Source organism: Brevibacterium aurantiacum (assembly GCF_900169065.1).
Taxonomy (GTDB): Bacteria; Actinomycetota; Actinomycetes; order Actinomycetales; family Brevibacteriaceae; genus Brevibacterium; species Brevibacterium aurantiacum.
Genome location: NZ_FXZB01000018.1, coordinates 1 through 19,324, shown reverse-complemented (window position 1 = coordinate 19,324; position 19,324 = coordinate 1). Strand labels below are relative to the sequence as shown.

The 19,324-nt window shown below is 61.6% G+C and carries 18 protein-coding genes; 10 read left to right on the top strand and 8 right to left on the bottom strand.

Annotated elements, in window-relative coordinates:
* The 4 genes from BAUR9175_RS12995 to BAUR9175_RS12980 all read left to right on the top strand — a co-directional run bounded on the left by BAUR9175_RS12995 (window position 1) and on the right by BAUR9175_RS12980 (window position 4,437).
* Window positions 1-1,062 carry a branched-chain amino acid ABC transporter permease gene (locus BAUR9175_RS12995; protein ID WP_009884950.1) on the top strand — a complete coding sequence of 354 codons (1,062 nt, stop codon included), beginning with the start codon at window positions 1-3 and terminating at the stop codon, window positions 1,060-1,062.
* A gap of 71 nt (window positions 1,063-1,133) precedes the next feature.
* Window positions 1,134-2,324, top strand: coding sequence for an ABC transporter substrate-binding protein (locus BAUR9175_RS12990; protein ID WP_009884949.1), 1,191 nt, complete (start codon window positions 1,134-1,136; stop codon window positions 2,322-2,324).
* Entirely contained in the window at window positions 2,321-3,208 is an 888-nt protein-coding gene (locus tag BAUR9175_RS12985) for an ABC transporter ATP-binding protein (RefSeq protein WP_009884948.1), read from the top strand. The genes BAUR9175_RS12990 and BAUR9175_RS12985 overlap by 4 nt, the downstream gene beginning before the upstream one ends.
* Before the next feature lie 59 nt (window positions 3,209-3,267).
* Window positions 3,268-4,437 (top strand): phenylacetate--CoA ligase family protein, encoded by a 1,170-nt coding sequence (locus BAUR9175_RS12980; RefSeq protein WP_009884947.1) that lies wholly within the window; start codon window positions 3,268-3,270, stop codon window positions 4,435-4,437.
* A 129-nt stretch (window positions 4,438-4,566) separates the two neighbouring features.
* Here BAUR9175_RS12980 and putP read toward each other — a convergent pair whose 3' ends face one another.
* Window positions 4,567-6,096: a sodium/proline symporter PutP gene (gene putP, locus BAUR9175_RS12975; protein WP_009884946.1), complete on the bottom strand. Its 1,530-nt coding sequence runs from the start codon at window positions 6,094-6,096 to the stop codon at window positions 4,567-4,569.
* A 148-nt stretch (window positions 6,097-6,244) separates the two neighbouring features.
* Window positions 6,245-7,096, bottom strand: coding sequence for a formyltetrahydrofolate deformylase (purU, locus tag BAUR9175_RS12970; protein WP_009884945.1), 852 nt, complete (start codon window positions 7,094-7,096; stop codon window positions 6,245-6,247).
* 168 nt (window positions 7,097-7,264) lie between these two features.
* On the opposite strand from purU, the gene glyA reads away from it, so the two are divergent.
* Window positions 7,265-8,539 (top strand): serine hydroxymethyltransferase, encoded by a 1,275-nt coding sequence (glyA, locus tag BAUR9175_RS12965; RefSeq protein ID WP_009884944.1) that lies wholly within the window; start codon window positions 7,265-7,267, stop codon window positions 8,537-8,539.
* Window positions 8,539-9,426, top strand: coding sequence for a bifunctional methylenetetrahydrofolate dehydrogenase/methenyltetrahydrofolate cyclohydrolase (locus BAUR9175_RS12960; RefSeq protein WP_009884943.1), 888 nt, complete (start codon window positions 8,539-8,541; stop codon window positions 9,424-9,426). Before glyA ends, BAUR9175_RS12960 begins: the two co-directional genes overlap by 1 nt.
* Window positions 9,427-9,524: 98 nt before the next feature.
* Here BAUR9175_RS12960 and BAUR9175_RS12955 read toward each other — a convergent pair whose 3' ends face one another.
* On the bottom strand, window positions 9,525-10,013 hold the full coding sequence (locus tag BAUR9175_RS12955; protein WP_009884942.1) for a GNAT family N-acetyltransferase: 489 nt from the start codon (window positions 10,011-10,013) through the stop codon (window positions 9,525-9,527).
* An 84-nt stretch (window positions 10,014-10,097) separates the two neighbouring features.
* Here BAUR9175_RS12955 and BAUR9175_RS12950 point away from each other — a divergent pair, with 84 nt between their 5' ends.
* From BAUR9175_RS12950 to BAUR9175_RS12940, 3 genes are all read left to right on the top strand, one after another.
* Window positions 10,098-10,910, top strand: coding sequence for an exodeoxyribonuclease III (locus tag BAUR9175_RS12950; RefSeq protein WP_050773437.1), 813 nt, complete (start codon window positions 10,098-10,100; stop codon window positions 10,908-10,910).
* Between the two features lie 172 nt (window positions 10,911-11,082).
* Window positions 11,083-12,081, top strand: coding sequence for a tryptophan--tRNA ligase (trpS, locus tag BAUR9175_RS12945; RefSeq protein WP_009884940.1), 999 nt, complete (start codon window positions 11,083-11,085; stop codon window positions 12,079-12,081).
* Between the two features lie 99 nt (window positions 12,082-12,180).
* The gene (locus BAUR9175_RS12940) at window positions 12,181-13,230 is read left to right on the top strand and encodes an App1 family protein phosphatidate phosphatase (RefSeq protein ID WP_009884939.1); all 1,050 of its coding nucleotides are present in this window, start codon (window positions 12,181-12,183) and stop codon (window positions 13,228-13,230) included.
* 14 nt (window positions 13,231-13,244) lie between these two features.
* Here BAUR9175_RS12940 and BAUR9175_RS12935 read toward each other — a convergent pair whose 3' ends face one another.
* The 5 genes from BAUR9175_RS12935 to BAUR9175_RS12915 all read right to left on the bottom strand — a co-directional run bounded on the left by BAUR9175_RS12935 (window position 13,245) and on the right by BAUR9175_RS12915 (window position 18,065).
* Window positions 13,245-14,234 carry an NAD(P)H-dependent flavin oxidoreductase gene (locus BAUR9175_RS12935; RefSeq protein ID WP_009884938.1) on the bottom strand — a complete coding sequence of 330 codons (990 nt, stop codon included), beginning with the start codon at window positions 14,232-14,234 and terminating at the stop codon, window positions 13,245-13,247.
* Window positions 14,235-14,402: 168 nt separating this feature from the next.
* A complete protein-coding gene (locus BAUR9175_RS12930; RefSeq protein WP_009884937.1) occupies window positions 14,403-15,179 on the bottom strand; it encodes an enoyl-CoA hydratase in 777 nt (258 codons plus the stop codon).
* Window positions 15,176-16,234: an enoyl-CoA hydratase/isomerase family protein gene (locus BAUR9175_RS12925; RefSeq protein ID WP_009884936.1), complete on the bottom strand. Its 1,059-nt coding sequence runs from the start codon at window positions 16,232-16,234 to the stop codon at window positions 15,176-15,178. Before BAUR9175_RS12925 ends, BAUR9175_RS12930 begins: the two co-directional genes overlap by 4 nt.
* A 1-nt stretch (window position 16,235) precedes the next feature.
* Window positions 16,236-17,402 carry an acyl-CoA dehydrogenase family protein gene (locus BAUR9175_RS12920; protein WP_009884935.1) on the bottom strand — a complete coding sequence of 389 codons (1,167 nt, stop codon included), beginning with the start codon at window positions 17,400-17,402 and terminating at the stop codon, window positions 16,236-16,238.
* Between the two features lie 147 nt (window positions 17,403-17,549).
* A complete protein-coding gene (locus tag BAUR9175_RS12915) occupies window positions 17,550-18,065 on the bottom strand; it encodes a MarR family winged helix-turn-helix transcriptional regulator (RefSeq protein ID WP_009884934.1) in 516 nt (171 codons plus the stop codon).
* 52 nt (window positions 18,066-18,117) lie between these two features.
* Between BAUR9175_RS12915 and BAUR9175_RS12910 the strand changes: the two genes are divergently transcribed.
* Window positions 18,118-18,792, top strand: a complete 675-nt coding sequence (locus BAUR9175_RS12910; RefSeq protein ID WP_009884933.1) for an SOS response-associated peptidase — start codon at window positions 18,118-18,120, stop codon at window positions 18,790-18,792.
* Window positions 18,793-19,324: the final 532 nt, after the last annotated feature.

Below are 19,324 nucleotides of genomic sequence, written 5' to 3'. Positions count from 1 at the left end.
ATGGCAGCCGTCGAAACAGGCCGGTATCACCGGACATACGAATCCCAGCTGAGGCTGTGGCACACCCGTCCGCAACTGATACGAATCGGCGCAGTCGCGGTCATCGCAATCATCGTTCCCTTTGTCTTTGACAACTATTGGCTGTCCCTGGCCAACACCGCACTCATCGCCAGCATCGGCGCAATCGGACTCAACGTCCTCGTCGGCTATACGGGGCAGATCTCTCTGGGCCAGGGCGGGTTTCTCGCAGTCGGTGCATTCACCTCGGCGATCCTGACAGATCGTATGGGGGTTCCGGCTCCGCTCTCGATCCTCATGGCCGTGGTCACAACCGCCGTGATCGGAGTGCTCTTCGGGCTTCCTGCGCTGAGACTCAAAGGGCTGTATCTTGCGATTGCGACACTTGCATCACAAGTCGTCATCCTCTTCATCGTCAGGCGCTGGAACTTCCTCACCGAGGGGCAGGGCTTCGTCGATGTGTCCCGTCTCGAAGTCTTCGGCTTCAAGATCGAACGATCCACGTTCGAACAGCAGTGGTACATCATCCTCATCATCGTCACGATCCTGGTCGCGATCACCGCCACCAATCTGTTCCGGACCAACATCGGACGCGCGTTCATGGCTGTCCGTGATCAGGACATCGCGGCCTCGGCGATGGGCGTCAACCTCACCCGAACAAAGCTCACCGCCTTCGCCGTCTCAAACGCCTATGTCGGATTGGCCGGTGCACTGCTGGCCCACTACTCGGAGATCATCTCGTGGGAGAAGTTCACCATGGACGTCTCCATCCTCTACCTCGCGATGATCATCGTCGGTGGCCTCGGTTCAATCGCGGGTTCGATCTACGGTGCAATGTTCATGACCTTCCTGCCAATCGCGGTGCGCATGTTCGGCGAAGTCATCGGGGGAGTGGTGCCTCAGGTGCAGAAGCAGCTGCCTGCGGTCGAGCACGCGGCCTTCGGGCTCGTGATCATCATCTTCCTGATCTTCGAACCACGCGGACTCAACCGCATCTGGCAGCGGATCAAAGACTTCTTCGGCTTCTGGCCGTTCCGATACTGACCACACAATCTGCACTGCAGTTCTTCCACCACAGTCGACACAGCAGTCGGCACTAATACAAGGAGAAACCCATGAAAGCAACCAAAGCAACGATGCTCTTGGCCGGGATCGCAGCCTCGGCGCTGGCGATGTCCGGGTGCGGATCGAGCGGCGGCGGTGAGTCGGACGAGCCGATCCCGATCGGCGTGCTCGCAGACCTTTCCGGAGCCACCGGTGATGTGGGCTCGGTATTCAACGAGGGCATGCTCGCCTACGTCGACAATCTCAACGCCAACGGCGGAATCAACGACCGCCAGCTCGAGGCGATGAGCAATGACTATGCCTATGAGATTCCTAAGGCTGAGGAACTCTACCGCAAATACGTCAACGACGAATCGGTGGCGATCCAAGGGTGGGGAACCGGCGACACCGAAGCTCTGAGGACCCGCGTGGCCAATGATGAGCTGCCGTTCATGTCCGGCTCCTTCGCCGAAGAGCTGACCGACCCGGAGGAGTCTCCCTTCAACTTCGTAGTCGCGGCAACATATTCGGACCAGGCTCGGATAGGCATGAACTGGATCTCCGAGGACGCCGGTGACAAGACCGCAGTGGCGATTCTCCACAACGACTCGCCCTTCGGCACAGCACCCGTCCAGGATGCGAAGGACTGGGTGAAGGAGAAGGGGCTCGACATCGATGTCACCTCGTACGCTATGCCGGCGGGAACCACGAACTACTCGGGCATGCTCAGCCAGGTTGATGCCGACGGCGCGGACTACATCATGGTCCAGAACGTTGCCAGCCCGGCCGCGCAGCTGGCCAAGGATCTGGCCGACAGCTCTGGAGATCAGAAGATCGTGTGTCTCAACTGGTGTGGCAACGAGCTCTTCGTCACGGCCGCAGGTGAAGCAGCCGAAGGCCACATGATGGTGCAGCCCGTTGCGCCGTTGAGTGCTGACAAACCAGGTCACAAGGAGATCGTTGACTATCTGGAAGCCAACGGCGGTGACCCGAAGACGACTGCGAACTCCTACGTCCAGGGTTGGTACACCATGCACGCCATGGCTGAGGGCATCAGAGCCACCCTCGACGGTGACAATGAGCTGACCGGAGCCAACATTCGTGAAGCACTTGAGACGATGGGCCCGATCAACACCGGTGGGGTATTCGGACTCGGGGAGATCGAATTCAGTGCAGACAGCCATCGGGGATCGAATTCGGCCGGAATGTACACGGTCGAGGACGGAAAGATGGTGGAGGTCGAGGGTGGCCTGACGCCATGACGAACGAACCGACACCTGTGGCCGCAGGCGATGTCCATCTGAGGTCGGCAGAGTCCGCGGCGGCTGGTTCGTCACCGGCGGGCCCAAACGGCGCGGGGACACTGCTGACGATCGACAATATCGAGGTCATCTATGACGAAGTGATCCTCGTGCTCCGGGGTATGTCTTTGGGAGTCGAGGAGGGCAAAATCGTTGCTCTCCTCGGCTCGAACGGAGCCGGGAAGTCGACGACTCTCAAAGCAGTATCCGGGCTTCTGCCCAGCGAACAGGGAGAAATCGCCTCGGGGCGGATCGCCTTCGCTGGCGAGGACATCACTCGACTCGATCCGGCCGATCGGGTTCGTCGTGGACTGAGCCTGTGCATGGAGGGCCGGCACATCTTCGGTCATCTCACCGTCGCAGAGAATCTGCAGGCAGGTGGGTACACGGCCTCCGCGAAAGATGACAGGCTCGACTTCGTCTACGAGTTCTTTCCCAAGTTGGCAGATATGCGCGGTCGGACGGCCGGGTTCCTCTCCGGGGGAGAACAGCAGATGCTGGCGATCGGTCGGGCACTGATGGCGAATCCGAAGCTTCTCATGCTGGACGAACCCTCGCTGGGACTGGCTCCATTGTTGGTCGAGGAGATCTTTTCGACGATTGCGCGGCTGAACGCAGAGACGGGGCTGACCGTGCTGGTCGTCGAACAGAATGCTCAGACCGCACTCTCCGTCGCCCACCACGGTTACATCATGGAACGCGGTCGGATCATGCTCGATGATGAGGCGGCCGCGCTGAGCCAGAACCCCGATGTCAAAGAGTTCTATCTGGGTATCGGAGCCGGTGATAAGAAGAAGAGCTATCGCGATGTGAAGCATTACAAGCGACGCAAGCGCTGGCTGTGAACGGCAGCGACGAAGAAGTCGATTCGATGCAACGGTGAAGAACGATGGAGGGACAAGAAATGGCGGACACCGTCGGAAGCGTGCAGCACCTGGGCCCATTGCTGGCCAAAGCTGCGAGTAACGATCCGAGCCTGGCAGCGCGGTTGGCTTCGGCCGGAATCGAAGCGGAGAATGTGAGCGATCGGGGCGTCCTCGCGACGCTGCCTGTGCTGTCGAAGGACGATCTGATCGGGAGGGCGCCCGCTCAGCATTCGCCGGGAGACGCCATCGCGAGCAGAATCTTCCAATCACCAGGGCCGATCTACGAGGCTCAGCCGCCGGGGGCGGACCCATGGCGATGGGCTCCCGCACTGACCGCGATCGGGTTGGCACCAGGTGATCGAGTCATCAACTGCTTCGGCTATCACCTGTCGCCGGCCGGGGCGATGTTCGATGAAGCCGTGATCGCGGCGGGGGCAACGGTCGTTCCAGCCGGTATCGGAAATCAGATCGCGCAGGTGCAGGCGATCACGGATCTTGGGGTGCGAGGCTACGTCGGACTGCCCAGTTATCTCAAGGCGCTCATCGACGTCCATGCCGACAACGGCGGAACTCGGGAGAACTTCGGAATCGAGTACGCTCTGGTGACCGCCGAACCCCTTCCCGATTCGCTGCGGACCGAGCTCTTGGAGTGGGTCCCGGTCGTATGCATGGCCTATGGCACCGCCGAGGTGGGGCTGATCGCCTGCGAGGACGGAATGGGCCCGGGTCTGCGAGTCGATGAGGAGGTTCTTGTCGAGGTCTGCGAGATCGGGACCGGCGTTCCGCTCACCGAGGGCGAAGGGGAAGTCGTCGTCACAGTACTGCGAGACCTCGCACCCGTTGTCCGATTCGGCACCGGTGATCTGTCTGCGTGGGCGGAATACCCGACTCGCCTGCAGGGAGTGCTGGGGCGTGTTGGTCAGGCGACGAAGGTCCGCGGAATGTTCGTGCATCCCCGGCAGGCGGAGGCAGTGCTGCGTTCGGAGAGCAACATTGTCGGAGGGCGATTCGTCATCACACGAGCACAGAACAAAGATCATCTGCGCTGCGAGATCGTCGTGGGACCGGGCGCAGACGCGGGCAGTGATCGGCTCGTGCAGCGTGTAGAAGACACCGTTCGAAGCCTCATCCGAGTTCGCGCGGAGGTCGTCATCGTCGAAGGAATTCCCTCTGAGAGCCCGGTCCTCGTCGATGAGCGCAGTTGGTGAGAGCCGGATTCCGTGTGCGGATCCCGCGGCAGCCCGATGTGGCTGGGATGAACCGCGTGTGATTGCAGACGCCGACAAGAACGGCGGATCGTTGGTCGCTTCGGAGAGATTCTCAGAATCTCTGGACCGTCACTTCACTCGTGAGAGTTCGACCGACTCGTCGAATTCCTGGTCCGTGTCGGCATTGGGCTTGTACGTGAACTTGCTGACCACGATCGTCACAATCAGGTTGATGGCGAAACCGGGAATGATCTCGTAGATCGAATCTGTCAGCGGTGTGCTCACCTGTCCCCAGATGAACGCCACAGCTGCACCGGAGATGAGTCCGAAGAGGGCGCCCCAGTTGCTGAGCTTCTTCCAGAACAGGGTCAGCAACACGACCGGTCCGAAGGAGGCGCCGAAACCGGCCCAGGCGAATGCCACCAGGTCGAGGATGCTGTTCGATGGCGAGATCGCCAACAGCACGGCGATGACGGCGACGACGAGGATGCCGAGGCGTCCGAGCAGGACATAGGTCTTGTCCTGCAGGGTGCGCTTCGAACCGGTGCGCAGCGCAACGATCTTGTACAGATCCTCAATGAGAGCCGAGGAGGTGACGACGAGCTGCGAGGAGATCGTCGACATGATCGCCGCGAGCACCGCAGCCAGAACCAGTCCCGCGATGAACGGGTGGAAGAGGATCTGAGCCAGATCCAGGAACACGGTCTCCGGGTCGGTGGGTTCCATGTCAGCGTGGTCGGAGAAGTAGGAGATGCCGACGATGGAGGTGGCGATGGCGCCGAGAGCGGAGATCCCCATCCAACCCACACCGATCCGGCGAGCGACGGTGGCGTCAGCGGGAGTCCGCAGCGCCATGAATCGCACGATGATGTGGGGCTGGCCGAAGTAGCCGAGGCCCCAGGCGAGGGCGGAGATCACTGCAAGGTAGGTGGCGCTGGTGCCGCCGGCCCAGAAGGATCCGCTGCCGAAGACATTGAGCAGGCTGGGATCGATCTCCCTGACGTTGGAGATCACGGTTGCCGGGCCGCCGGCGTTGATGACCGCGACGATCGGGACCGCGACGAGTGCGGCGAACATCAGCAGACCCTGGGCGACGTCGGTGAGTGTGGCACCGAGGAATCCGCCGAACAGGGTGTAGATCATGGTGATGGCCGCGACGATGAGCATGCCAGCCAGATAGTTCAGGCCGAAGCTCGATTCGAAGAACTTACCTGCAGCCACCATGCCGGAGGAGACGTAGAAGGTGAAGAACACCAGAATGATGACGCCGCAGACGACGCGCAGCAGACGAGTGTTGTCCTTCAGCCGCTGTTCGAAGAAGCTGGGAATGGTGATCGAGTCGCCGGCCTTCTCCGTGAATGCCCGCAGACGCGGGGCCACGAACTTCCAGTTCACCCAGGCCCCGACGGTCAGGCCCACAGCGATCCATGCTTCGACCAGTCCGGCTACGTAGATCGCTCCGGGCAGTCCCATGAGGAGCCAGCCCGACATGTCTGAGGCTCCCGCGCTCAGTGCGGCAACGCTGGGACGCAGTCCGCGGCCTGCCAGCATGTAGTCGTCGAGGCTGTTCTTGGTCTTGCGGTAAGCGAACCAACCGATGGCCAGCATTCCTGCAAAATACAGGACGATTGCAATTGTGCGGAAAGTGGTTTCCGTCATTAAAGTCGTCTCCTTTTGTAAACCGGGGCGACTCTACAACAGATTCAGCATTGGGTGTGAACTGCCTCTGAGTTGGCTAAACGTTGATTCAAGGCTATGGAAATCTGGTGGCAAATGGGTACTATGCACCAACGCCGAGGCGGTCGGATCAGTTGAAGACGACCGTGCGGTGGCCGTCCATGAGGACCCGTCCCTCGGCATGCCAGGCCACGGCTCTCGCGAGCACGGCTGCTTCGACATCCTGACCGCGCTGGACGAAGTCGGCGATATTGCGGTTGTGATCGACGCGGGCTACGTCCTGCTCGATGATCGGACCCTCGTCGAGATCGGGGGTGACGTAGTGGGCGGTGGCACCGATGATCTTCACTCCCCGGGCATGCGCCTGGTGATACGGTTTGGCACCCTTGAAACTGGGCAGGAATGAATGGTGGATGTTGATCACCCGGCCCTCGAGCCGAGCACACAGATCAGGGGAGAGGATCTGCATGTACCGGGCGAGGACGATGAGCTCGACGTCAAGGTCATCAACGAGTGCGCTCAGTCGAGCCTCGGCAGCATCTTTGGTCTCAGGAGAGATCGGAATGTGGTGGAAGTCGTGGCCGTGGAATTCGGCCAGTGACCGCAGAGAGTCATGATTGCCGGCCACACCGACGATGTCGATGGGCAGCTGTCCCGAGCTCTGCTGGAACAGCAGAGTGTTGAGGCAGTGTGCGGCCTTGGACACGAGGACGAGGGTCCTCGTCTTCTTCTCCACGGGCTGGAGACTGACCGTCATAGTGAAACGGTGAGCCGCCTCGGCGAGGGATGACTGCAGGGTTTCGGCATCGGAATCGTTGTTCGTGACGAATTGGACCCGGAGGAAGAACTGCAGGGAGTCGGGGGAGGAGAACTGCTGGGACTCGGTGATGTTGGCCCCGAGCGAGGCCAGGACCCCAGTTACGGCATGAACGATTCCGGTTGCGTCCGGGCAGGTGACTCGTAGGATCCATTCTCGACTCATGCGCTCGATTCTAGTGGTCGCCCCCGCTGTGCCCCGAAACCGGCCCACCATCCGGATGACGAACGGCCCCTCGGCGTGATCTGGTTCGCTGTTAGCATTGTTTTCGGGTGCTCGCGGAGCCGATCGCGCTGTCCCACTCATCACTTTGGATGCCACAGGAGTGTACACATGACTGATAACTCGATGCAGGCCTCGCTTGCAGACATCGATCCACAGATCGCGGAAGTCCTCGACCAGGAATTGGGCCGCCAGCGTTCGACTCTCGAGATGATCGCCTCGGAGAACTTCGTGCCGCGCGCAGTGCTGCAGGCACAGGGATCCGTGCTGACGAACAAGTATGCCGAAGGTTACCCCGGGAAGCGCTATTACGGTGGCTGCGAATACGTCGATGTCGCTGAGACCCTGGCCATCGACCGGGCCAAGAGCCTCTTCGGTGCCGAATACGCCAACGTGCAGTCGCACTCGGGTGCCTCCGCCAACGCTGCCGTGATGCACGCGCTCGCCCGCCAGGGTGACAAGATGCTCGGTCTCTCCTTGGCTCACGGTGGTCACCTGACACACGGCATGAAGATCAACTTCTCGGGCCGCCTCTACGACGTCGCCTCCTACGAAGTCGATCCCGACACTTACCGCATCGACATGGACAAGGTGCGCGAGCGGGCGCTCGAACACCGTCCAGAGGTCATCGTCGCAGGTTGGTCCGCCTACCCGCGTCAGCTCGACTTCCAGGCCTTCCGCGACATCGCCGACGAGGTCGGAGCGAAGCTCTGGGTCGACATGGCCCACTTCGCCGGTCTCGTCGCCGCCGGCCTGCATCCGAACCCTGTGCCCTTCGCCGACGTCGTGTCCTCGACGGTGCACAAGACCATCGGCGGCCCTCGCTCGGGCTTCATCCTCGGCAAGGAGGAGTACGCGAAGAAGCTGAACTCCGCAGTCTTCCCGGGGCAGCAGGGTGGACCTCTGATGCACGTGATCGCCGCGAAGGCAGTGGCGTTCAAGTTGGCCGCCTCTGAAGAGTTCAAGGCTCGTCAGGAACGGACCGTGCGCGGTGCTCAGATCCTGGCCGAGCGTCTCCTGGCCGACGACGTCGCCAACGCCGGAGCCACGGTCCTCACCGGAGGCACCGACGTTCACCTGGTCCTCGTCGACCTGCGCAACTCAGCCTTGGACGGACAGCAGGCGGAGGATCTGCTGCATGAGGTCGGAATCACGGTCAACCGCAATGCCGTTCCGTTCGACCCCCGTCCGCCCATGGTGACCTCCGGTCTGCGCATCGGCACCCCTGCTCTGGCCACCCGTGGGTTCGGCGATGCCGAATTCACCGAGGTCGCCGACGTCATCGCCGAAGCACTCAAACCCGGTGCGAACGTCGAGGCCCTCAGCGCTCGGGTCAAGAAGCTCAGCGACAACTTCCCCCTCTACGAAGATCTGGAGCAGTACTGATGACAGCACAGATCCTTGATGGCAAGGCCTGTGCGAAGGAGATCAAGGACGAGCTGCGGACTGCCGTCGCGAACCTGGCCGAGCGGGGCATCGTCCCCGGCTTGGCCACGGTCCTCGTCGGCGAGGATCCCGGTTCGAAGTGGTACGTGGCCGGTAAGCACCGTGACTGCGCCGAGGTGGGCATCCATTCCATCCGTCGTGACCTGCCGGAATCGGTGAGCCAGGACGAGCTCCTGTCGGTCATCGACGAGCTCAACGCCGATGACGAATGCACCGGGTACATCGTGCAGCTGCCGTTGCCGTCCCACATCGACACGGACACCGTGCTCGAACGCATCGATCCGGCCAAGGACGCGGACGGGCTGCATCCGACCAACCTCGGTCGGCTCATGCTCAACGTCAACCGGGAGATCACGACCCCGCTGCCGTGCACCCCTCGCGGGGTCATCGAACTCATGCAGCGCAACGGCATCGAGCTGGCCGGCAAGCACGTTGTGGTCGTGGGCCGCGGCGTCACCGTCGGCCGGTCGATCGGCGCACTGCTGACTCGCCGTGAGTACAACGCCACGGTGACGCTGACCCACACCGGGACGAAGAATCTGCCCGAGCTGCTGGCTCAGGCCGACATCATCGTCGCCGCCGCAGGATCGGCCCGGATCGTGACCGCCGATGCGGTCAAGGACGGTGCCGTCGTCCTCGACGTCGGAGTCTCACGCGAAGAGGACCCGGAGACCGGGAAGTCGAAGATCGTGGGAGACGTGGACCCTGCCGTCGCCGAGGTGGCGGCTTGGGTGTCCCCGAATCCCGGAGGAGTCGGGCCCATGACTCGGGCACTGCTGCTCAAGAACGTCGTCGACGTGGCCGAACGCGCTGCGGCGGCCGCCTGAACCGAACGACAGTCAGAGACTGACGGCCTCCCACATCTGTGTGTGGGAGGCCGTCAGTCTCTGTTGTGCTGGTCAGACCAGTGTGTGCGCTCTTCGGCTCACTCCTCGAGGAGTTTGAGTTCGAAGAACACACGCGGATTTCCGGCACCCGCGTAGTCTTCGATGAGTTCACCGCTGAACCCGAGCGAAGAGTGGAATGAGATCGCTGCTGAGGAATCCGGCATGGTTGTCGCCTGCACCGATGAGACACCGAGCTTGCGCGCGTGCTCGATGAAATACTGGTACAGGTGCCGACCGATGCCCTGATGGCGGAAATCAGTTCGAGCCGCAACCAGATGGATGTACGCAGGGCCGTCATGGGGGATGACGCCGAGCAGATAGCCGACGATCTCCGAACGATGCCTGGCAACCAAGCCTGAGGTCACGAACTGATGGAACCAATAGGCATCGTGATCGCCGCTGAGGTCCCTGTCTCCCCAGAAGTTCTTCTGCGCACCGAGCAGGAACTCTCGCATCTCACGGGCGTCTACTTCGTCGAGCGGGCTGATGCTCAGCTGCTCAGAATCGAAAGTCTCGTCTACGGCCATTGCGCCTCCTGAAATATGCTTCTTTCCATCACTGTATAACGCCCAGGCCCGGATGAGTAGTGCGCTCATGCCATGATAGGGCACATGATTCGGATTGCATCAGTCAACGTCAACGGAGTACGAGCGGCATGGAGAAAGGGGATGCCCACCTGGGTCGATACTGCGAAACCTGACTTCATCACGCTGCAGGAAGTCCGGGCAGCCAACGACATCGCCCTCAAGGTGCTCGAGGACACCGGGTACACCACGATCAGCCATGACGCCGAGGCGAAGGGACGTGCCGGAGTCGCCGTCATGGCTCGGAACGAGCCCGTCGAGGTCCGTGAAGGACTCGGGACGGACGGGTACTTCGATCGGGCCGGTCGATGGCTGGAGACGGACTACCGCCTCGGCGACGGATCGCTGCTGACTCTCGTCTCGGCCTATGTCCATTCCGGTGAGGTCGACACTCCCAAACAGGAGGACAAGTACCGCTTCCTCGACCGGATGACGCTGCGCCTGCCTGAACTGGCGAAACAGGCCGATCACGTGCTCATCACCGGTGACCTCAACGTCTGCCACACCGAACGGGACCTGAAGAACTGGAAGGCCAACCGCAAGAAGGCCGGGTTCCTGCCCGAGGAGCGCGCCTACTTCGACGGTTTCTTCGGCGACGTGGGCTACGTCGACGTGCACCGCGACCTCAGCGGAGATGTCGACGGCCCCTACACCTGGTGGTCCATGCGCGGGCAGGCCTTTGACAACAATGCCGGGTGGCGCATCGACTACCAGATGGCGACACCGGCACTCGCGAAGGCGGCAGTCAAAGCAACGGTGGACAAGGCCGACAGCTGGGCCGAACGCTGGTCCGATCATGCGCCGCTGGTCATCGACTACGATCTGCCGGCTCCGAAGTAGTCTTCGCAGGCCGGCCGGCTAGGTGTGTGAGGAGCAGAGAAGCTCTTCCTCACCGTCGGCTCGGCCGGAGTAATCCGAGATCGTCGTCGTTGTGTGCTCGCGACTGCCGCCATCGGCGTCTCGCACGGGGGTGGTCTGCGAAGATGCGGGTGTGAAGTGGCATCATGGTTCTATGATGACTTCTTCTCAGCCACGCACCGTTTCCGGTATTCAGGCCACCTCGGACTCACTTCATCTGGGTAACTACATCGGAGCTCTGCAGCAGTTCGTGGCGCATCAGGAGTCACACGATGCCTTCTACTTCATCGCGAACATGCACGCGATCACCGTGGAGCAGGATCCCACGGATCTGCGCGAACGGACCCTGCGCACGGCGGCGCAGTTCATTGCGGCCGGCATCGATCCGGAGAAGTCGACGATCTTCGTCCAGTCTCAGGTTCCTGCGCACCCGCAGCTGTCCTGGGTCCTCGAATGCACCACATCGATGGGCGAGGCCAGCCGGATGACGCAGTTCAAGGACAAGTCGGCCAAACAGGACCACGTGTCCCTGGGCCTGCTCACCTACCCGGCGCTGATGGCCGCCGACATCCTCCTCTACAACCCTCAGATGGTGCCCGTGGGTGAGGACCAGCGCCAGCACCTCGAACTGACGAGGAACTTGGCCGAACGCTTCAACTATCGGTTCGGAGAGACCTTCGTCGTTCCCGAGGCACAGATCCTCAAGGCCACCGCGAAGATCTACGACCTGCAGAATCCTTCGGCGAAGATGTCGAAGTCCCTGCCCAGCCCTCTGGGGCGCATCGACCTCCTTGATGAGGCGAAGTCCCTGACGAAGAAGATCAAGTCTGCTGTCACCGACGACGGCAAGGAGATCGCCTACGATCCGGAGGCCAAGCCCGGAGTGTCCAACCTGCTCACGATCTACTCGTCCCTGACCTCCCGGTCGGTCGACGATATCGTGGCAGAGTACGAGGGGAAGATGTACGGCCACCTCAAGGTCGACCTGGCCGAGGTCGCCGTTGAGGCGCTCGCACCGATACGTGAGCGCACCAATGAGCTCCTGCAGGATCGGGCTCAGCTCCAGACGATCCTCGACGCCGGTGCTGAGAAGGCCAATGAGATCGCCGAGGTGACCCTGCGAGACGTCTATGACAAGGTCGGCTTCATCTGAGGCACTTCCGGTCCGATCCGACTGCGTTCCAGCCAGACCCCTTTCCAGCCCGACCCGAGCAGACCTGACCCGACGTGCGACGAGTGTGAAGGAAGTACCGTGGCGAAGAAGAAACCCGAAGAAGGACCGCTGAACCTCACTCCGGACATGCTGCACACCGCGGCCCGGATGGAGGACCGTTTCAACGGCTGGCTGCAGAACCGCGCCACCGACCATACCTATCAGCGCACGGTCATCGCCTATGATACCTACGGCGGAACCGGGTGGGTGAGAGTGCTCGGCCGTCTGGTGCTGACGCCGACGGGCCAACCGGCGGCGGATATGGAGGCGAGCATTCGCGGCTGGAGGTCCTTCGTCAGTGTGCCCCTGCCCAATGACACGGCCTGGGTGCGAGTCAACGACGAAGAGCATATGGTCACCGCCGACCGCGGCGGCATCATCGACACGGTGATTCCCGGAGACTTCCAGCCGGGTGAGACTGAGATCGAGCTGTGGACCGACGGGTCTCTCGTCGATTCCGCCAACGTGCGGATCATCGGTGAGGACTCAACGTTCGGAATCATCTCCGACATCGACGACACCGTCATGGTCACCTCATTGCCACGGCCGTTCCTGGCTGCCTGGAACACCTTCGTCCTCAGCGAGCATGCCAGGTCGCCGGTGGCAGGAATGGCTGTTCTCTACGACCGAATCACCTATATGCGCCCCAACTCTCCGATGGTCTATCTGTCCACGGGGGCCTGGAATTCGGCTCTGACCATCAAACGGTTCCTCTCCCGGAACCTCTACCCGATGGGGCCCCTGCTGCTGACCGACTGGGGGCCGACGACGACTCGGGCCTTCCGCTCGGGCAAGGAGCACAAACGCAACTCTCTGGAGCGGCTCTCGCGTGAGTTCCCGTGGATGAAATGGCTGCTCATCGGCGACGATGGTCAGAAGGACGAAGAGGTCTACGGGGAATTCGTGGACAATCACCCCGACAACGTCGCCGCCGTCGCCATCCGCCAGCTCACCGTCGGGGAAGCAGTCTGGGCCGGTGGCCGCTCGAAGCGCCACGGGCGCGGTCAGGGCGTGCCGTGGATCTATGCCCCGGACGGCGCAGGGCTGTCATCGCGCCTGACCGAACGGGGCATCATCTCCACGATCTGAGAGTTCAGGACAACTCAGCCGACACGGACAGCCGTGTTCAGACGAGCGTCGAGCTCCTTCTTCGCGGCCTCGAACTGCGTGGTAAGACTATCGACGAGTTCCGCTGTGGAGCTCTTCTCTCTGAGCACGCCGATGCCCTGGCCGGAGCCCCAGATGTCTTTCCATGCCTTCGAGTCCGAGCCGTCCTTCGTGCCGAAGTCCATCTTCGTCGGATCGGCGTCGGGCAGGTTGTCGGGATCCAGTCCCGAGGCGGTGATCGACCCGCGCAGGTAGTTGCCCTTGACCCCGGTGAAGTAGCTGGAGTAGACGACGTCTTCGGCTGCGGAGTCGACGATCATCTGCTTGTAGTCGTCGGTGACGTTGGCCTCTGCCGTGGACAGGAAGGCCGATCCCACATAGGCGCAGTCGGCCCCGGCGGCCAGGGCTGCGAGGATCGAACGGCCGTGGGCGATGGCACCCGAGAGCAGCAGCGGACCGTCGAACCAGGTCCTGATCTCCTGGACCAAGGCGAAGGGGGAGAGCGCTCCGGCATGTCCGCCGGCACCGGAGGCCACGGCGATGACTCCGTCGGCGCCCTTCTCCACGGCCTTGTGCGCGAACTTGTTGTTGATGACGTCGTGGAGGACGATGCCGCCGTAGGAGTGGACGGCCTCGTTGACCTCTTCACGCGCACCCAGGGAAGTGACCACGATGGGCACCTGGTGGCGAACCACCTCGGCGAGGTCTTCTTCCAAACGGTTATTCGAGCGGTGAACGATGAGGTTCACGGCGAACGGTGCCGCCGGACGATCGGGGTTCGCTGCGGTGAACGCGGCGTTGGACTCCGTGATCTCGTCGAGCCAGTCGGTGAGCATCGCAGCCGGGCGGGCGTTGAGGGTGGGGAAGGAGCCGATGATGCCGGCCTGGCACTGGGCCTTGACCAGTTCGGGCCCCGATGCGATGAACATGGGGGAGCCGAAGACCGGCAGCCGCAGCTGGGGGAGAAGATTGGCGAAAGAATTCATTGTGCCTCCTTTGGGTGGATGAACGTTTCTACTCTAACTGAACGATTGTTAAAAGTGGTCTCCGGAACAGAGACGACGATGGCGCAGACGAGTTCGACTCGTCTGCGCCATCGTTCATCTACTGCTTTCCAGTGCCTGCGGCGAGTTGCCGGGGTCAGACACTGAGGATCAGGAATCCGTGAAGTTCGCGTCCCGCTTCTCGACGAATGCGGCCATTCCCTCGGACTGGTCGTTCGTGGCCAGGCTCGAGTGGAAGAGGCGACGTTCGTACTTCAGTCCCTGCTCGAGGGTCGTTTCGAAAGCGGTGTTGACCGCTTCCTTGACCATCGCCGAGGCGATGCGGGACTTGGACGCGATCGTCTGCGCGATCTCGTTGGCCGTTGACAGCAGTTCCTCGGGCTCGACGATGCGTGCGACTAGACCCGAACGTTCGGCCTCCTCGGCATCCATCATGCGCCCGGTCAGGCACATATCCATGGACTTGGCCTTGCCGATGGCCCGAGTCAGTCGCTGGGAGCCGCCCATGCCCGGGAGGACGCCGAGGTTGATCTCCGGCTGGCCGAACTTCGCCTTCGTCGAGGCGATGAGGATGTCACCCATCATCGCCAGCTCGCAGCCGCCGCCGAGGGCGAAGCCGTTGACAGCGGTGATGACCGGTTTGCGGACGTCGGTGAGGCGTGTCCAACCGGCGAACCAGTCGGCCTTGTATGCAGTGGCGAAGTCGAGGTCTGACATCTCCTTGATGTCGGCGCCGGCGGCGAAGGCCTTGCCGCTGCCGGTGATGATGATCGCCTTGACCTCGTCATCGGTGTCGAAGCCGGCGGCCGCGTCGGTGATGTCGGTGAGCACCTGCATGTTCAGCGCGTTGAGAGCCTTCGGACGGTTGATCGTGATGGTGGCAACGCCCTGGTCGACGGCCGTGAGGATCGTTTCGTAGTCGCTCATGCGAACACCTTCTCTTCGTGGTCGGTGGTGAGGATGTCGTTGACTGTTTCGTCGCTGACCTCGGCGAACGAGGCCGGAGACCAATGTGGGTTGCGGTCCTTGTCGATGACCTGCGCGCGGATTCCCTCTTTGAGGTCCGGCAGTCGGGTCAGGGCGACGGCGGCGCGGTAGTCCTGTTCGAGGACATCGGCCAGGGTCATGTTTGCGGCCTTGCGGACTGCGGCCAGGGTGACCTTCACCGAGGTGGGAGCCTTGGTTTCGATCAGTTTTCCGGTGGCATTGGCATCGGGGTTCTCATGCGCGGCCAAGGCAGCGACGATGTCTTCGGCGCGATCTGCGGCGTAGCACTCGTTGATCCAGCCTGCAGCCTCGGCAAGTTCGTTCTCTGGAGCCTCGGAGGCGTGGCGGGCGATGGTCTCTTCGACATCACCGCCGGCTTCGAGCTCGGCGATGAGTCCTGGGACATCGGCATCGAGGACGTAGTAGTCGGCCAGGCCCATGGCCAGCGCTGCTCCGGCGCCGACAGGCTGTCCGGTCAGCGCCAGGTGGGTGCCCAGTTCGCCCGGGGCGTTGGCCAGCAGGTGGGTGCCGCCGACGTCGGGGAACAAGCCGATTCCGGTTTCCGGCATCCCGATCTTCGTGGAGTCGGTGACGATGCGGTGTGAACCGTGGCCCGAGATTCCCACGCCGCCGCCCATCGTGATGCCGTTCATGATCACCACATAGGGTTTGGGGAATTCGGAGATCGCATGGTTCATCTTGTATTCGCGATTCCAGAATCGGGCGTTCTCATCGGTTCCGGCCACAATGTCGTTGTAGACGGCTTTGATGTCGCCTCCGGCACACAGTCCGCGTTCGCCGCGACCAGTGACCAGAACGGTGTTGATCGAGTCGTCGTCATGCCAGCTCTTGAGGGCGTCATCGATGGCGCCCACCATCTCTTGGCTCAGTGCGTTGATCAGCTTCGGTCTGTTGAGCTCGATCCGGCCCACTCCGTTGGTGATCGAGGTGATCACCGAAGATTCCGTCGGCGGTGCCGAGGTCTCTGTTGTCATATCAGCCCACTCCTGTGCTCTTGCGCGAAATGATCACGCGCATGATTTCGTTGGTGCCTTCCAGAATCTGGTGGACGCGCAGGTCACGCACCAGCTTCTCAATTCCATACTCTGTCAGATAGCCGTAGCCGCCGTGCAACTGGAGTGCCCTATTGGCGACATCGAAGCCCGAATCTGTGGCTGTCAGCTTGGCCATTGCCGAGAGCAGCGAGGTGTTCGGGTCGCCTGAGTCGTAGGCGCTGGCGGCCCGCCACAGGAGGGAGCGGGCGGCTTCGAGTTTGGTCTGCATCTCTGCGACTTCGAATCGCAGGGCCTGGAATGCGGAGAGTTCGGTGCCGAAGGCCTGTCGTTCGCCCATGTAGTCGATGGCCTTCTCCAGCGCGGACTGCCCACCGCCGAGTGAGCATGCCCCGATGTTGAGTCGGCCTCCGTCGAGTCCGGACATGGCGATCTTGAATCCCTGACCGGGTTCGCCGAGGAGGTTCTCCTTCGGTACGCGCACATTTTCCATGATGACCTGTCGGGTCGGTTGCGCACGCCATCCCATCTTCTGTTCGTTGGGGCCGAAGGAGAGACCTTCCATGCCCTTTTCGAGGATGAATGCGGAGATTCCGCGCGATCCGTCCTGACCGGAGCGTGCCATCACCAGGTAGGTCTCGGAGGTGCCGGCACCGGAGATGAACTGCTTGACCCCGTTGAGGACATAGGAATCGCCGTCCTCTCTCGCCGAGGTGCGCAGGGCGGCGGCATCGGAACCGGCGTTGGGTTCGGTGAGGCAGTAGCTGCCGAGGTGGTCCATCGAGACCAGGGGAGACAGGTACTTCTCCTTCTGTGCGGCATCACCGTACTTGTCGATCATCCACGCCACCATGTTGTGGATGGAGATGTATGCGGCGACCGAGGGGCAGGCGGTCGACATCGCTTCGAAGATGAGGGCGGCGTCCATGCGCCCCATACCGGTTCCGCCGGCCTCTTCGCTGACGTAGATTCCGCCCATTCCCAGATCTGCCGAGCGTTTGATGACGTCGACGGGGAAGTGGTGTTCGGCGTCCCACTCCAGAGCGTGCGGAGCGATCTCGGAATCGGCGAATTCGCGCACCATACCGGAGATCGTCTGTTGTTCTTCGGTGAGACCGAACGGCAGGGCAGCTGCTGTGCTGCGGGACATTGTTCCTCCACGGATAGGGCTATTCACGACCGAGGCTGATCGCTGACGTGATGATGTTCACCACGATACGGAGAAATTACTTGGACGTCCAACTAAATCTCGGCAGTCAGCTCCCTGGGGGACTGGAGCAGGAGGAAGGGAGGAGGCTCAGGCGTGGTCTTCGAGCTCGGACCGCAGCGATTCGAGATGGGGGATGAGCTCGCTCAGATCGGCCCGGGCCAGTGCCGGTGAGCTGAAGACCTCGTCGTTGAGTGCGGCAGTTGCGCGGGAGGAGAGTTCGCGGCCGATCTCGGTCAGCTCGACGAGTGTGGTGCGACGATCGTCGGGGTGGCTGCGTCGATTCACGAGTCCGGCCTTCTCCAGCCGGTCGACCGAATTCGTCGTCGAGGTGGCATGGACCTGGAGGCGGGCCGAGATCTTCGACATCGGCAGGGTCCCTGATTTCGTGAAGGAGAGAAGAGTGAGGACCTCATAGCGTGAGAAGGTCAGTGCGAATGGTTTGAGTGCGGCATCGACCTTGGCCAAGAACAGCTGATGGACCCTCATCACCGAGATCACGGTGGTCATGCCATCGGTGGAGTCGTCCCAACCGTGGGCAAGCCACTGTTTCCTGGATTCATCGATCGGGTCGAGTCTGCTCGGTGCTGTCTTTTCGGCCGCCATTGTCGACAGTGTAGTGAAGTGAGAAGATAAGCGCATGTGTGGTCGACTCAATATGTCTCTCGATCCGGCAGATCTCGCCGATGAGCTTCGCCTTGACGTGATCTCCTATGACTACACGCCCAGATATAACGTGCCACCAGGCTCCTTCGTGCCGATCGTCGTCGAACGGCTCGATGACAGCGGACAGCTGACCCGTCGACTGGAGACCGCTTCATGGGGGCTGGTCCCCGGGTGGGCGAAGGACACCAAGATCGGGTTCAAGGCCTTCAACGCGAGATCGGAGACGGTTCTCGAGAAGCCGATGTTCAGACAGTCCATCAAGAGACGACGCTGCGCACTTCCGATCCCCGGCTACTACGAGTGGGAGACCACCGAAGCCGGTAAGCAGCCATGGATGATGTCGGCAGCAGGGGCCGACCCTCTGTTCATGGCGGGCCTCTTCGAATTCTGGAAGCAGCCGGACCATTCCTGGTTGGTGTCGACGACGATACTGACCATGGAGGCGGCAGGACATCTGCAGGACGTCCACCATCGGATGCCGGTGTTCCTCGAACGCGGCGCCGTTGATGGGTGGATCGACCCAGCAGTGCCGAGCGCCGATGTTCCTCCGTTGTTGGAATCGACCCTGGAGCAGGTGGACCCGGCGAGCGTGACTCGTCATAAAGTGGGCAAATCCGTGGGGAATGTTCGCAACGACGGTCCGGAGCTCACTGCGCCCGTTGCCTGACTACTCATTCAGGCCTGCTCACTCAAGAGTGAACAGACTGACCTGCCTCCGAATCGGTCTTCCTCAGCGGTGCCGGACGGGACCGAATAAGCCCGTTTTGCGAAGCAGTCGGGAAGTGTGTAGTGTGTACCGAGTTGCCAGCCCGCAAGGAACGGCAACAGTCGCTCTGATCAGGTTTGATTGCAGCAAATTGAAGATGAACTTCAAGTTGCGAAGATCGAAACAACACTGTAGAGTAAATATCCGCTGGTACGGCGGGCCGCAAGGCAGAAAGTACACAATTGAAACTGACACCCCCAGTGAACACGCCCCAATAATTGGGTCTGTGGTGATGGGTGAGTGTTTGTGGTTTGAGAATCCAATAGCGTGTTTGTTTGAACAAATAGTGATGCCAGAAACATTATTTTTCTGGTAAGACAATCACATGTTCACACATTTGTGGCCTCCCCTCGCCGGGTGGTCACGCCAGCATGTGTGGACATGATTAATTGGTCAGCCTCGGTCACCCCGTGATCGTTGGTTGGCTGTCTTG

Excerpts from the sequence above, each read along its gene's own strand:
- BAUR9175_RS12950 (WP_050773437.1), top strand. The coding sequence starts at position 10,098 with ATGATTCGGATTGCATCAGTCAACGTCAACGGAGTACGAGCGGCATGG.
- BAUR9175_RS12915 (WP_009884934.1), bottom strand. The coding sequence starts at position 18,065 with ATGGCGGCCGAAAAGACAGCACCGAGCAGACTCGACCCGATCGATGAA.
- BAUR9175_RS12925 (WP_009884936.1), bottom strand. The coding sequence starts at position 16,234 with ATGACAACAGAGACCTCGGCACCGCCGACGGAATCTTCGGTGATCACC.
- putP (WP_009884946.1), bottom strand. The coding sequence starts at position 6,096 with ATGACGGAAACCACTTTCCGCACAATTGCAATCGTCCTGTATTTTGCA.
- BAUR9175_RS12960 (WP_009884943.1), top strand. The coding sequence starts at position 8,539 with ATGACAGCACAGATCCTTGATGGCAAGGCCTGTGCGAAGGAGATCAAG.
- BAUR9175_RS12910 (WP_009884933.1), top strand. The coding sequence starts at position 18,118 with ATGTCTCTCGATCCGGCAGATCTCGCCGATGAGCTTCGCCTTGACGTG.
- BAUR9175_RS12920 (WP_009884935.1), bottom strand. The coding sequence starts at position 17,402 with ATGTCCCGCAGCACAGCAGCTGCCCTGCCGTTCGGTCTCACCGAAGAA.
- trpS (WP_009884940.1), top strand. The coding sequence starts at position 11,083 with ATGATGACTTCTTCTCAGCCACGCACCGTTTCCGGTATTCAGGCCACC.
- BAUR9175_RS12980 (WP_009884947.1), top strand. The coding sequence starts at position 3,268 with ATGGCGGACACCGTCGGAAGCGTGCAGCACCTGGGCCCATTGCTGGCC.
- purU (WP_009884945.1), bottom strand. The coding sequence starts at position 7,096 with ATGAGTCGAGAATGGATCCTACGAGTCACCTGCCCGGACGCAACCGGA.
- BAUR9175_RS12985 (WP_009884948.1), top strand. The coding sequence starts at position 2,321 with ATGACGAACGAACCGACACCTGTGGCCGCAGGCGATGTCCATCTGAGG.
- BAUR9175_RS12930 (WP_009884937.1), bottom strand. The coding sequence starts at position 15,179 with ATGAGCGACTACGAAACGATCCTCACGGCCGTCGACCAGGGCGTTGCC.
- BAUR9175_RS12955 (WP_009884942.1), bottom strand. The coding sequence starts at position 10,013 with ATGGCCGTAGACGAGACTTTCGATTCTGAGCAGCTGAGCATCAGCCCG.
- BAUR9175_RS12935 (WP_009884938.1), bottom strand. The coding sequence starts at position 14,234 with ATGAATTCTTTCGCCAATCTTCTCCCCCAGCTGCGGCTGCCGGTCTTC.
- BAUR9175_RS12990 (WP_009884949.1), top strand. The coding sequence starts at position 1,134 with ATGAAAGCAACCAAAGCAACGATGCTCTTGGCCGGGATCGCAGCCTCG.
- BAUR9175_RS12995 (WP_009884950.1), top strand. The coding sequence starts at position 1 with ATGGCAGCCGTCGAAACAGGCCGGTATCACCGGACATACGAATCCCAG.
- glyA (WP_009884944.1), top strand. The coding sequence starts at position 7,265 with ATGACTGATAACTCGATGCAGGCCTCGCTTGCAGACATCGATCCACAG.